We start from the raw sequence: 13,007 nt of genomic DNA on the forward strand, positions 1-13,007 counted from the left end.
AAAATAAAACGAACGAATTAGAAGCGGTAGTGTGCAAATGCACGGTTAGCTTCAGCCATACGGTGAACGTCTTCACGCTTCTTAACTGCTGAACCAGTGTTGTTTGAAGCATCGATGATTTCGTTAGCTAAACGTTCATCCATAGTGTGTTCGTTACGTAAACGAGCGTATGAAACAAGCCATCTTAAACCTAAAGTAGTTCTTCTTTCAGGACGTACTTCAACTGGGATTTGGTAGTTTGAACCACCGATACGGCGAGCTCTAACTTCCAAAACTGGCATAACGTTGTTCATAGCTTCTTCAAATACATCAAGTGGTTCCTTACCAGTCTTGTCTTGAACAATGTTGAAAGCATCGTAAAGGATTGAAGATGCCTTAGCTCTCTTACCATCAATCATCAAGTGGTTAATTAACTTGGTAACAAGCTTTGAGTTGTAAACTGGATCTGCTAAAACGTCTCTTTTAGTTACGTGACCTTTTCTAGGCATTATTTAACTCCTCCTTTAATCTTTCTTAGTACCGTACTTAGAACGGCCTTGCTTTCTGCCATCAACACCAGCAGTATCGAGGGCACCACGAATGATGTGGTAACGAACACCAGGAAGGTCCTTTACACGACCACCACGAATTAAAACGACTGAGTGTTCTTGCAAGTTGTGGCCTTCACCTGGAATGTAAGCAGTAACTTCGATTAAGTTTGAAAGACGTACACGAGCGTACTTACGTAAAGCTGAGTTAGGCTTCTTTGGAGTCATAGTACCCACACGAGTTGCAACACCACGCATTTGTGGAGCTGGGTTGAATACTGATTCCTTCTTCATACTGTTGTAGCTGTAATTCAAAGCAGGTGACTTTGACTTAGTAACCTTTGAATGACGGCCTTTTCTTACCAATTGATTAATGGTTGGCATTAAAATTTCCTCCTAAAATTACTATTTTGTTCACACATCCGGGAGTTTCTTTTTATACTCACGAACAGACTGTTCAAAACATACAAACACTATTGTACTCGGTTTTTAATAGAAATCAAACTTTTTCAAAATAAAAAAAGAAAAACAATGATTTTTTGCGTATTAAATAGTGAGGTGATTTTTTGAATTTAATTTATACTTTTACTAATTTTGCAATTGGAACTTGTATTGCATCCCACATGGCAGTAGTTTTTGATCGATGGGAGAACAGAAATTTCATTTTTTCTCGCTCTTATTGCAAAAATTGTCACTTTGAATTATCTTTGCTGGACGAGATTCCTCTTATTTCTTACTTATTATTGAAAGGACGTTGTCATTATTGTAAACAATCTATTCCAAGTGAATTATTTCTGTTTGAATTAGTTGGAGGATTTGCCTTTTCTTTGATTGACTTCAGCTCTATTAGTGGCATCACATCTTCTGTGTTTCTTTCCTCTCTTCTTTTGACGGCTATCGCTGATTTTTATGAAAAAGAATTTGATCTTTTCTTTCTTTTTCCTGCAATAACTATCGCTATCTTAGAAAATAAGTTCTCTGCTTTTACGACCTTAGATTTTATTTCTCTTATATTAATTATTTCAATTTTCAGTTGGAGTATTTTTAAGCATAAAATGGGGCTAGGCGACCTATTAATTTATCTCACTATTGCCAGTTACTTAACTCCTTCTATTGCTAACATAATATTTTTATTTGCTTGCTTCTCACTTTTATTATTTTTCGTAATTGAACATAAAGATTCCAACTATCATTATCCTTTCATACCATTTATTTTCTTAGGTTTAGTTCTAACACAATTTTTAAACTAAAAAAGCGTTCCTATTCTTTATGAATAGAAACGCTTTTTATAAGAACTAAATTTTACTTACTTTGTTCTTTTTCTTTCATTTGCTTTTCAATATCAGCAATTGAGTAAACTGAATCTGGCTTCTTAACGTCAGCTTCAGGTTCCATGCTGCGGTATACAGGCATACCAGTACCAGCTGGAATAATCTTACCGATAATAACGTTTTCCTTAAGTCCAAGAAGTGGATCATTCTTACCTCTGATTGAAGCATCAGTAAGAACACGAGTAGTTTCCTGGAATGAAGCAGCTGACAAGAAACTATTAGTTTCCAAAGCAGCCTTAGTAATACCCAAGATAACGCTTTGTGCAGTTGCTGGAATACCACCAGAAATAATAACTTCCTTGTTACGGTCTCTAAATTGACCGATATCCATAACTTCACCTGGCAAGATGTCAGTTTCACCTGGATCAAGGACACGCACCTTTTGAAGCATTTGACGAGTCAATACTTCGACGTGCTTGTCGGCAATGTCTACACCCTGCATTCTATATGCCTTTTGAACTTCAGCCAAGATGTACTTTTCAGTAGTTAAAGTATCAGTAACTTGGATCAATTCCTTAGGATCAACAGAACCGAGAGTCAACTTATCACCACGGTGAACATAATCGCCTTCAGATACAGCAACAGAAGCAGTGTAAGGAACACTGTAACTTCTAGTATCAATCTTACCTTTAACAGTAATTTCACGAGTATGTTCTGCTGGATTTTCTTGAATTGAATCAATTACACCATCTACTTCAGAAATGGTTGCACGACCCTTAGGGTTACGTGCTTCGAACAATTCTTGCACACGAGGCAAACCTTGAGTAATATCTTCGGCACCGGCAACACCACCGTTGTGGAAAGTTCTCAAAGTAAGCTGAGTACCAGGTTCACCAATTGATTGAGCGGCAACAGTACCTACTGCTTCACCAACTTCAACTTCTTCACCAGTAGCAAGGTTCATACCGTAACACTTGCGACATACACCGTGTGGAGTATCACAGGTAAGAATTGAACGAATCTTAACATGGGTTACTCCTGCATCACAGATCTTATGAGCCATGTTTTCATCCATCATGACATCTCTGCCAACAATAGCTTCACCAGTCTTAGGATCCTTAACTGTTTCAGCAGTGAAACGACCAACCAAACGATCAAATAATGGTTCGATCATTTCGTCACCTTCCATGATGGCGCTAACTGTAATACCACGATCAGTACCACAATCATCATCACGAATAATAACGTCCTGAGCAACATCAACCAAACGACGAGTTAAGTAACCTGACTGAGCAGTCTTCAAGGCAGTATCCGTCATACCCTTACGAGCACCGTGAGTGGACATGAATAATTCCAATACTGACAAACCTTCCTTGAAGTTTGAAGTAACAGGAATTTCGAACAAACCACCGTTAGGAGTAGCCATCAAACCACGCATACCAGCTAACTGAGTAAAGTTAGAAATGTTACCACGGGCACCTGAGTCGGCCATGATTGAAATTGGGTTACGTGGTGAGTGAATTTGAGCAATTTCGTTTTGGATTTCATCCTTACATGCATTCCAAATACTAATTACCCGGTCGTGACGTTCTTGTTCAGTAATTAAACCACGTCTGAATTGCTTAGAAACAATATCAACTTGCTTACGTGCCTTAGCTACCTTTTCATCCTTATCTTGAATTTCTGGAACGTCATTCATACCAATAGTAATACCTGAAGTAGTTGAACTAGTGTAACCTAACTTCTTCAAGTCATCCAAGTATTCTGAAGTTCTTTGGACCTTGTAGTACTTGTAGATAGTAGCAATAGAGTCTGACAAGAAACTACTCTTGAATGGTGTAGCAATTAAATCATCGCCAACTTCATCAATCTTGTCATGAATATCTTGACCCTCACCTAAGAAGTACTTAGCATCCAAAGGATTATTTAAGTTTTCTTCACTTGGTTCATTGATGTAGAAGTAATCATCTGGGAATAATTGGTTAAAGACAAGCTTACCGTATGTAGTAATGAAAATGCCATGTTCATGACCTTGTGGCCATGGCTTCTTAGGCATAGCATCAGCTGACATACCAATAATAGTATGGTAGTGAATATCACCATTTTCATAGGCTACAGTTGCTTCAGCTGGTGAACTAAAGATCATGCCTTCACCTTCACGACCACGTTCAGCTTGAGTCAACCAGTAGTTACCCAAAACGATATCCTGTGATGGAGTAACGATTGGCTTACCATCCTTAGGAGCCAAGATGTGGTGAGCAGCAAGCATAAGTAAACGAGATTCAGCAACAGCTTCATCAGAAAGTGGTACGTGGATGGCCATCTGGTCACCATCGAAGTCGGCATTGTAGGCTTCACAAGCTAATGGGTGAAGTCTGATTGACTTACCTGGTACTAAAACTGGTTCAAATGCTTGAATACTCAAACGGTGAAGAGTAGGTGCACGGTTCAAAAGAACTGGACGTTCCTTAATAACGTCTTCAAGTACATCCCAAATATCATCATCTTCACGATCAATCTTACGCTTAGCATTCTTAATGTTAGAAGCAATACCGCGCTTAACCAATTCGTGCATTACAAATGGCTTAAATAATTCCAAAGCCATTGGACGTGGAACACCACATTGATAGAACTTCAATTTTGGTGAAACATCGATAACTGAACGACCGGAGTAGTCAACACGCTTACCAAGCAAGTTTTGACGGAAACGACCTTGCTTACCCTTAAGCATGTGTGAAAGTGACTTAAGTGGACGGTTACCTGGTCCAACAACTGGACGACCACGACGACCGTTGTCAATCAAAGCATCAACAGCTTCTTGAAGCATACGCTTTTCGTTTTGAACGATGATGTTAGGAGCGTTCAAATCAAGCAATCTCTTCAAACGATTGTTACGGTTAATTACACGTCTATATAAATCGTTCAAATCTGAGGTAGCAAAACGGCCACCTTCAAGTTGAACCATTGGACGAAGATCTGGTGGAATAACTGGAACTGCATCCATAACCATCCATTCAGGCTTATTACCTGAATTCTTAAATGCGTCCAAAATATCCAAACGTCTAATTGCACGAGTACGTTTTTGACCAGTTGCGGTTTGAAGCTCTTTCTTCAAATCTTTAACTTCTTTATCAAGGTCAACTTTCTTGAGCAATTCGCGAATAGCTTCAGCACCCATCTTAGCTTCAAAACGGTTACCGTATTTAGCTTTTTGTTCACGGTATTCTGCTTCAGTTAATAATTGCTTAGGCTCAAGATCAGTATCACCTGGATCAATTACGATATATGCAGCAAAGTAGATAACTTCTTCAAGCAATCTTGGAGAAATATCCAATACTAAACCCATTCTTGAAGGGATACCTTTGAAGTACCAAATGTGGGTTACAGGGGCAGCTAATTCAATGTGTCCCATACGTTCTCTTCTTACTTTTGAAGAAGTAACTTCAACACCACAACGGTCACAAACGATGCCACGGTATCTAACACCCTTATATTTACCACAGGCACATGACCAATCTTTAGTTGGTCCAAAGATTCTTTCATCAAATAGACCATCTTTTTCAGGTTTTAAAGTACGGTAGTTGATGGTTTCAGGCTTCTTAACTTCACCATATGACCAGCTTCTGATCTTGTTAGGTGATGCAAGACCAATTTGCATACTTTCAAATTTATTTACGTCGATCAAAAGTTTAACCTCCTACTATTTAGAAACTTTGTCGTCAGATTCATCTGCAGGAGCTACTGGCTTATCTGCATCTTTCTTATCGTCTTTTTTATCTTCTGATTTTCCAGTTTCTTCGGCTAACTTCTTTTTTTCTTGTTCTTCTGCCATACGTGACAATGAATCAATGTTTAAATGTTCACTTGAATCTTCATCCATATCACGAAGTTCAATTTCATTATGATTCATATCAAGAACACGAATATCCAAACCTAATGATTGAAGTTCCTTAACAAGCACACGGAATGATTCTGGAACACCTGGCTTAGGAATTCTTTCGCCCTTAACAATTGCTTCATATGCCTTTACACGACCAACAACGTCATCTGACTTATAGGTCAAGATTTCTTGCAATGTGTAAGCTGCACCATAAGCTTCAAGGGCCCAAACTTCCATTTCACCGAAACGCTGACCACCAAACTGAGCTTTACCACCCAAAGGTTGTTGAGTAACCAATGAGTAAGGCCCAATTGAACGTGCGTGGATCTTGTCATCAACCATGTGAGTAAGTTTCAAGTAGTGCATGACACCAACTGAAACACGGTTGTGGAATGGTTCACCGGTACGACCATCGTAGATAACAGTCTTACCGTCTTTATCAACACCAGCTTGACGAACAGTGTCCCAAACATCACTTTCGTTGGCACCATCAAATACTGGAGTAGCTACGTGAATACCTAATTGACGTGCTGCAGCACCCAAGTGCAATTCAAGAAGCTGTCCAATGTTCATACGTGATGGAACACCCATTGGGTTCAAACAGATATCTACTGGAGTACCATCTGGTAAGTATGGCATATCTTCTTCTGGAACGACAGCAGCAACAGTACCCTTGTTACCGTGACGACCAGACATCTTGTCCCCAACTTGAATCTTTCTCTTTTGTGCAATGTAAACACGAACCATAGTATTAACACCTGGTGAAAGTTCATCGCCGGCTTCACGGGTGTAAACCTTAACGTCTTGAACGATACCGCCACCACCGTGTGGTACACGAAGTGAAGTATCACGAACTTCACGAGCTTTTTCACCAAAGATAGCGTGAAGTAATCTTTCTTCAGCAGATAATTCAGTTACGCCCTTAGGAGTTACCTTACCTACCAAAATATCACCATCGTGAACTTCAGCACCGACGCGGACAATACCATCAGCATCAAGGTCCTTCAAAGCATCTTCACCGATGTTAGGAAGTTCTCTTGTGATTTCTTCAGGACCAAGCTTAGTATCACGAGCTTCTGATTCGTAGTCTTCAATACTAATTGAAGTATAAACATCATCCTTAACCAAACGTTCTGAAAGCATGATGGCATCTTCATAGTTGTACATGTTCCAAGTCATGAAGGCAATAAGTGGGTTTTGACCTAAAGCAAGTTCACCATGATCCATAGTTGGACCGTTAGCAATAACATCACTAGCATCAACATGATCACCCAACTTAACATTAGGAGTTTGGTTGTATGACTTAGAGTTGTTTGAACGACGATACTTTTCAAGAGTGTACTTGTCTAAAGTACCATCTTCACGTCTAATACGGATTTCGTTTGCATCTACGTATTCAACAGTACCAGCATCCTTAGCTACTAAGGCAGCACCTGAATCGTGAGCTGCACGATATTCCATACCAGTACCAACAAGTGAGCCATGTGGGTTGATCAAAGGAGCAGCCTGACGTTGCTGGTTGGCACCCATCAAAGCACGGTTAGAGTCATCGTTTTCAAGGAATGGGATACATGCTGAAGCTACAGAAACAACTTGTTTAGGAATAACGTCCATGTAGTCAATCTTGTCTGGAGTAACTTCGACGTTATCTTCCTTTTGACGAGCTAAGATTAAATCACTCTTAAATGAACCATCATCATTCAAAGGAGTGTTAGCACCAGCAATGATGTAGTTATCTTCTTCATCAGCAGTCAAGTAGTCGATCTTGTCAGTAACCTTGTGGGTCTTCCAAGATACACGACGGTATGGAGTTTCGATGAAACCATACTTGTTAATGATTGCGTATGAAGCAAGTGAGTTAATCAACCCAATGTTAGGACCTTCTGGAGTTTCGATAGGACACAAACGACCATAGTGAGTATAGTGAACGTCACGAACTTCATATCCAGCACGGTCACGAGTCAAACCACCAGGCCCTAAGGCTGACATACGACGCTTGTGAGTCAATTCACCCAATGGGTTGTGTTGATCCATGAACTGTGAAAGTTGTGATGAACCGAAGAATTCCTTGATACTTGCAACAATTGGACGAATATTGATCAATTGTTGTGGAGTAACAGTTGAAGGATCTTGGATTGACATTCTTTCACGAACAACACGTTCCATTCTTGCCAAACCGATTCTGAATTGGTTTTGAAGAAGTTCACCAACACGACGGATACGACGGTTACCTAAGTGGTCAATATCATCAGTTGTACCGATCTTGTCTTGCAATGCGAAGAAGTAGTTGATTGAAGCCAAAACATCTGCTGGAGTTAAATGCTTAACATCTGCAGCAATGTGACCATTTGACATTAACTTGACTTCACGTTCAGGATCTACCTTTGAGTAAACCTTAATTTCTTGAACTGTAATAGGATCTGGTAATACGCCTTCCTTTGAAGGTTGGTAAGTTACCATCTTGAAGTCATCACGATCAAGGTATGGAGCTAACTTGTCCATTACTTCGTGAGTAACAACAGTATCCTTCTTAGCAATGATTTCACCAGTATCTGGATCAGCCAAAGTTTCAGCTAAAGTTTGACCATACAAACGATTCTTAAGAGAAAGCTTCTTGTTGATCTTGTAACGACCAACTGGTGCTAAATCATAACGACGTGGATCGAAGAAACGAGCATACAAAAGTGAACGTGATGAATCAGTTGTCTTAGGTTCACCTGGACGTAATCTTTCGTAAATATCCTTTAAAGCTTCGGCTACACGAGAATCTGCTGGATTCTTGTGAACATCTTTGTCCAAAGTAAATTGCAAAGTATCGCTTTGACCAAACATATCGATGATGTCACTGTCTGAGCCAATACCCATAGCTCTAATTAAAACAGTAAGTGGCAACTTACGAGTACGGTCTACACGAACGAATGAAACATTCTTAGCATCAGTTTCATATTCAAGCCAAGCACCACGGTTAGGAATAACAGTAGTACCAAAGATTTGACGACCATTCTTGTCGTAATCACCAGTGTAGTACACACCTGGAGATCTTACTAATTGAGAAACAATAACTCTTTCGGCACCATTGACGATGAATGAACCTGATTCAGTCATTAATGGTAAATCGCCAAAGAATACATCTTGAGTCTTAATTTCACCAGTTTCTTGGTTAGTAAGCTTCAAAGTTACGTGCATTGGTGCAGCATAAGTTGCATCATGATCACGAGCTTCATCAACTGTATACTTAGGCTTTTGAAGCTTGTAGCCAACATATTCTAATGAAAGCTTACCTGAGAAGTCACTAATAGGCATGATGTCATCAAAGACTTCTTTAATGCCTTTATCAAGAAACCACTTATATGATTCGGTTTGAACATCAGTTAAGTTAGGGAGCTTCAATACTTCTTTAATGCGAGAGAAGCTACGTCTAGTTCGATGCTTACCGTAGTTCACTACGTGTCCATTTAACAAGGAAAAACATCCTTTCTGTCTAAGAAAGCAAATATTACATTTCTGTTACAAATTCAAAAAACTGCAATTTTAGGCATAAAAAAGACAAAAACGAAACTTTTTCGTTTTTGTCCTTATCATTTTGCTGGACAATAGATCAGCAAAATCCTGAATCTCAGTCTTTTTAAATCAGCAAAAATTATATGTCTTTTTCTACTTTTTGTCAAGGTCTAATGCCTGATATCACTTAGTTTTTACCAGCTTTTTATCAGAAACAACATCAAATTTTAAATGGCCATGTTGACTACCAATTTTTAAAGTATCATTTGATTTTACTTCACTGGTAATCAACATTTCTGCCAATTTATCTTCGATATCATTTTGAATTGCTCTTCTAAGTGGTCGAGCACCATTTTCGGGATCATAACCATCTTGAACGATTTTATCTAGAGCAGCGCGAGAAATCTTAAGTGTGATTCCTTTCTTCTGCAAACGAACTACCAATTTATGAGTCAACAAGGTAACAATGTCACGCAATTGTTTCTTAGTTAATTCATCAAAGATAATCGTCTCATCGATTCTATTCAAAAATTCTGGACGGAAGAATTGTTTAATTGCTTGCTCTACCTTAGCTTGTCTTGCCTTAGCTTGATCAACCTTATCAGCATTAAAGCCTACAGCCTTGCTGTCAAATAAAGTACGTGATCCCAGATTAGAAGTCATGATAATAATCGTATTTCTAAAATCAACTTTTCTGCCTTTAGAATCTGTCAAAAATCCTTCATCTAAGACTTGCAAAAGTAAATTGAATACATCTGGGTGAGCTTTTTCAACTTCATCAAGCAAGACAACAGAATATGGATGACGACGAACTTGTTCAGAAAGTTGACCGCCCTCTTCATAACCAACATAACCAGGTGCTGACCCGATTAACTTGCTGGAAGCGATTTGATCCATATATTCTGACATATCTAATCTGATCAAATTATCTTCTGAGCCAAACATTGCGGCTGCAACTGACTTAGCAAGTTCCGTTTTACCTACACCAGTTGGGCCCAAGAATAAGAATGATCCAATTGGGCGTCGTTCATCTTTAATACCACTTCTACTACGACGAATTGCACGAGCTACAGCGGAGACAGCTTTATCTTGTCCAATAACTCGTTTGTGCAAAATACTTTCGAGGTTAGCTAATTGGCGACTCTCATCCCTCTTCATTTGAGTAACTGGTACGCCTGTCCAATCAGACACTACCTTGGCAATATCTTCTGGTTCAACAATAGCCTCAGCACTAACTTTAACTTGCAGCGCATTTTCCATTTTTTCTCGTTGCATTTGCAAGTTATTTTGTGCTTCTTGAAGTTGCGCAGCCTGAACAAAGTTTTGACTTGCAGCAGCTTCATTTTTTTGCTCAATAATACTCTTTATTTTTTCATTAATTTGAACTAAATCTTTATTTGAACCAACATTAGTCTTAATTTTAACAGCTGCACTGGCTTCATCTACCAGATCAATTGCCTTATCGGGTAAGAAACGATTGGTAATGTAACGGCTAGATAGATCAACAGCATCCTCAAGACTGGCATCTGAAATAGTTACATGATGGAACTTCTCATATTTAGGTCTAAGTCCATTCAATATAGCCAATGTATCTTTCTTAGTAGGTTCATTCAAACGTACTTGTTGAAAACGCCGGGCTAATGCTTGATCTTTTTCAATATACTTTTGATATTCATCAAATGTAGTAGCACCAATCATTTGAATATCGCCACGAGCAAGTGATGGCTTCAAGATATTAGAAGCATCGATTGCTCCTTCAGCACCACCAGCACCAATCAAAGTATGCATTTCATCAACAAACAGAATGACCTTGCCATCTTTAGCAATTTCATCCAAAATCTTCTTCATTCTATCTTCAAACTCGCCACGATACTTGGTACCTGCTACTAAACTGCCCATGTTAAGAGCCATTACTCGTTTATTGAGTAAATCCTCTGGCACTCTTTTATTAACAATTTCTGTAGCAATTGCTTCAGCGACTGCAGTCTTACCTACACCAGGTTCACCTACTAAAACTGGATTATTCTTAGTACGACGAGACAAAATTTGAATAACTCGCTTAATTTCCTTTTCGCGGCCAATAACTGGATCAATACCGCCTTCACGAGTACGTTGATTCAAATTAACAGCTACTTTATCTAGAGTTGGTGTAGTACTATTTTTACGTTTCTTTTGCCCTGTAGCTGTATTGCTATTACCTAACCAGCTTGCTGAGTCGCCAAAATCTTGTTCCTGATCTAAGCTATCATTAACATCTTGACGTAAGCGACCAATATCCACATTTAAATTCTTGAGAATCATGGCCGACAAGACTTGTTCACTAGCTGTTATTCCAAGCAAAACATGATTAGTTTCAATTTCTTTATATCCACCTTGATCGGCTTGTCTTTTTGCATAATCTAGTGCCAAGCTTAAACGAGGTGACATTTCCATATAACTAGTTTTAGGTGCTGAACCGTAGCCGGTGTAGCGCTCAATTTCTTCACGCACAGCAGTAGGAGTTAAGCCCCATGAACGAAGTATCTTCCCTGCTTCACCGTCTGTTTCAATTACTAAAGCCAATAAAACGTGTTCTGTTCCGATTAAGCGATGATGGAAATTCTGTGCTTGTTCACGTGCAATTTCCAATACTTGATTAACGCTTTTACTATATGAGTTTTCCATACAAACACCACCCCTTTAAAATACGTTATGGTATTTTACTTTTATTTTGTCAGTAAGTAAAATAATTTAACTTATCTCCGTGATCATTATGATCAAAAACGCGCAATTAATCAAAAATTGCGGCGGCAATTTCAGTTAAATATTTTTGATCTGTTTCATCAAAATTGTTTAGCTTAGTAGAATCAAAATCGAAAACGCCCCATAATTTTTCATCCTTAAAAACAGGCACGACGATTTCAGAATTCGAAGCACTGTCGCAAGCGATGTGACCAGCAAATTCATGGACGTTGGGCACAATTTGCGTTTTTTCTTCCTTAGCTGCTGTTCCGCAAACGCCTTTACCCATTTGAATATGCACACAAGCTGGCATCCCTTGGAATGGGCCTAAAATCAACTCGCCGTTTTCAAAGCGATAAACACCAGCAAAATTAACATTATTAAGCGAATTAAACAAAAGCGCAGATAAATTAGCAGTATTGGCAATCCAGTCATCTTCGCCATCAACTAGTGCCTTTGCCTGCTGCACTAACAATTCATAATTTTCTTTCGTAGTAGCTGTCATTCTCATGTCCCCTATAGTTTTAGTGTGTATTATAGCAAAAAAAAGCTGTCTATTAAGACAGCTTAAATATAATCGGGAAAACGCGATTTGAACGCGCGACCTCTACGTCCCGAACGTAGCGCTCTACCAAACTGAGCTATTTCCCGAAAAAAAGACTCACCATTCGGTGAGCCTTCTATCTTGGAGCGGAAGACGGGATTCGAACCCGCGACCCCCACCATGGCAAGGTGATGTTCTACCACTGAACTACTTCCGCACAACAGTTATTATTATAGCAAATGCATTTTTCTTTGCAAGACCTTTTTATCAAAAAAGATAAATTTATTTTAGGCACAAAAAAAGCTCACATTCGTGAGCTCTTCATCTTGGAGCGGAAGACGGGATTCGAACCCGCGACCCCCACCATGGCAAGGTGATGTTCTACCACTGAACTACTTCCGCACAACAGTTATTATTATAGCAAATGCATTTTTCTTTGCAAGACCTTTTTATCAAAAAAGATAAATTTATTTTAGGCACAAAAAAAGCTCACATTCGTGAGCTCTTCATCTTGGAGCGGAAGACGGGATTCGAACCCGCGACCCCCACCATGGCAAGGTGAT

At 39.2% G+C, this 13,007-nt stretch carries 7 protein-coding genes and 3 tRNA genes; 1 reads left to right on the forward strand and 9 read right to left on the reverse strand.

What is annotated here, in order from left to right:
• Positions 1–17: 17 nt before the first annotated feature.
• The gene (rpsG, locus tag CP357_RS01810; protein WP_003549021.1) at positions 18–488 is read right to left on the reverse strand and encodes a 30S ribosomal protein S7; all 471 of its coding nucleotides are present in this window, start codon (positions 486–488) and stop codon (positions 18–20) included.
• A gap of 15 nt (positions 489–503) precedes the next feature.
• Positions 504–911 carry a 30S ribosomal protein S12 gene (rpsL, locus tag CP357_RS01815; RefSeq protein ID WP_025014719.1) on the reverse strand — a complete coding sequence of 136 codons (408 nt, stop codon included), beginning with the start codon at positions 909–911 and terminating at the stop codon, positions 504–506.
• Between the two features lie 182 nt (positions 912–1,093).
• Between rpsL and CP357_RS01820 the strand changes: the two genes are divergently transcribed.
• Positions 1,094–1,777 (forward strand): A24 family peptidase, encoded by a 684-nt coding sequence (locus CP357_RS01820; RefSeq protein ID WP_098036399.1) that lies wholly within the window; start codon positions 1,094–1,096, stop codon positions 1,775–1,777.
• A 52-nt stretch (positions 1,778–1,829) separates the two neighbouring features.
• Here the strand turns inward: CP357_RS01820 and rpoC are convergent, their stop codons facing one another.
• The 7 genes from rpoC to CP357_RS01855 form a co-directional block, all read right to left on the reverse strand.
• Positions 1,830–5,483: a DNA-directed RNA polymerase subunit beta' gene (gene rpoC / locus CP357_RS01825; protein WP_025005269.1), complete on the reverse strand. Its 3,654-nt coding sequence runs from the start codon at positions 5,481–5,483 to the stop codon at positions 1,830–1,832.
• A 15-nt stretch (positions 5,484–5,498) separates the two neighbouring features.
• Positions 5,499–9,140, reverse strand: a complete 3,642-nt coding sequence (locus CP357_RS01830) for a DNA-directed RNA polymerase subunit beta (protein ID WP_025005270.1) — start codon at positions 9,138–9,140, stop codon at positions 5,499–5,501.
• Between the two features lie 222 nt (positions 9,141–9,362).
• The gene (locus tag CP357_RS01835) at positions 9,363–11,843 is read right to left on the reverse strand and encodes an ATP-dependent Clp protease ATP-binding subunit (protein ID WP_098036400.1); all 2,481 of its coding nucleotides are present in this window, start codon (positions 11,841–11,843) and stop codon (positions 9,363–9,365) included.
• Positions 11,844–11,949: 106 nt separating this feature from the next.
• Positions 11,950–12,405 (reverse strand): GAF domain-containing protein, encoded by a 456-nt coding sequence (locus CP357_RS01840; protein ID WP_087175955.1) that lies wholly within the window; start codon positions 12,403–12,405, stop codon positions 11,950–11,952.
• A gap of 72 nt (positions 12,406–12,477) precedes the next feature.
• Positions 12,478–12,551 (reverse strand) — tRNA-Pro (locus CP357_RS01845).
• A gap of 35 nt (positions 12,552–12,586) precedes the next feature.
• Positions 12,587–12,661: transfer RNA gene (locus CP357_RS01850), tRNA-Gly, on the reverse strand.
• Positions 12,662–12,771: 110 nt separating this feature from the next.
• Positions 12,772–12,846: transfer RNA gene (locus CP357_RS01855), tRNA-Gly, on the reverse strand.
• Positions 12,847–13,007: the final 161 nt, after the last annotated feature.

It is taken from the genome of Lactobacillus sp. UMNPBX6 (assembly GCF_002553975.1).
In the GTDB taxonomy this organism is placed as follows: domain Bacteria; phylum Bacillota; class Bacilli; order Lactobacillales; family Lactobacillaceae; genus Lactobacillus; species Lactobacillus gallinarum.

Excerpts from the sequence above, each read along its gene's own strand:
- rpsG (WP_003549021.1), bottom strand. The coding sequence starts at position 488 with ATGCCTAGAAAAGGTCACGTAACTAAAAGAGACGTTTTAGCAGATCCA.
- rpsL (WP_025014719.1), bottom strand. The coding sequence starts at position 911 with ATGCCAACCATTAATCAATTGGTAAGAAAAGGCCGTCATTCAAAGGTT.
- CP357_RS01835 (WP_098036400.1), bottom strand. The coding sequence starts at position 11,843 with ATGGAAAACTCATATAGTAAAAGCGTTAATCAAGTATTGGAAATTGCA.
- CP357_RS01840 (WP_087175955.1), bottom strand. The coding sequence starts at position 12,405 with ATGACAGCTACTACGAAAGAAAATTATGAATTGTTAGTGCAGCAGGCA.